This is a genomic window from Scandinavium sp. M-37, from assembly GCF_043558715.1.
GTDB classification, from domain to species: Bacteria; Pseudomonadota; Gammaproteobacteria; order Enterobacterales; family Enterobacteriaceae; genus Scandinavium; species Scandinavium vulneris_A.
Genome location: NZ_JBIGIN010000097.1, coordinates 1 through 591, shown reverse-complemented (window position 1 = coordinate 591; position 591 = coordinate 1). Strand labels below are relative to the sequence as shown.

Annotated in this window: 1 protein-coding gene; it reads left to right on the top strand. The window is 59.9% G+C overall.

The window, feature by feature from the left end:
* Positions 1-554, top strand: a 554-nt coding sequence (locus ACG0Z5_RS23845; protein WP_394451652.1) for an NAD-dependent epimerase/dehydratase family protein, incomplete at its 5' end; no start/stop codon positions are given.
* Between the last annotated feature and the right edge of the window lie 37 nt (positions 555-591).

Sequence of the window (591 nt, the reverse complement as noted above, 5' to 3'; positions counted from 1 at the left end):
TCGCCAAAATCGCCGGGATCAAGCTGTGTGAATCGTATAACCGGCAGCATAACCGCGACTACCGTTCGGTGATGCCGACCAACCTGTACGGTCCGCATGACAATTTCCACCCGAGCAATTCGCACGTGATCCCGGCGCTGCTGCGCCGTTTCCACGAAGCGACCCAGGAAAATGCCGCAGATGTGGTGGTATGGGGCAGCGGGACGCCAATGCGTGAATTCCTGCACGTCGATGACATGGCTGCGGCCAGCATTCACGTGATGGAGCTCGACCGCGACGTGTGGCTGGGGAACACCGGGCCGATGCTGTCGCACATTAACGTCGGCACCGGCGTGGACTGCACCATTCGTGAACTGGCGCAAACCCTCGCCAAAGTGGTGGGTTACAAGGGCCGGGTGGTGTTTGACGCCAGCAAGCCTGACGGTACGCCGCGTAAGCTGCTGGATGTGTCACGTCTGCATCAGCTGGGCTGGTATCACGAGGTGACGCTGGAGGCGGGTCTCGCCAGTACTTACCAGTGGTTCCTTGAGAACCAGCACCGCTTCCGGGGGTAAACCATGTTTCTGACGCCAGAAGATTTTGCCACCGTGG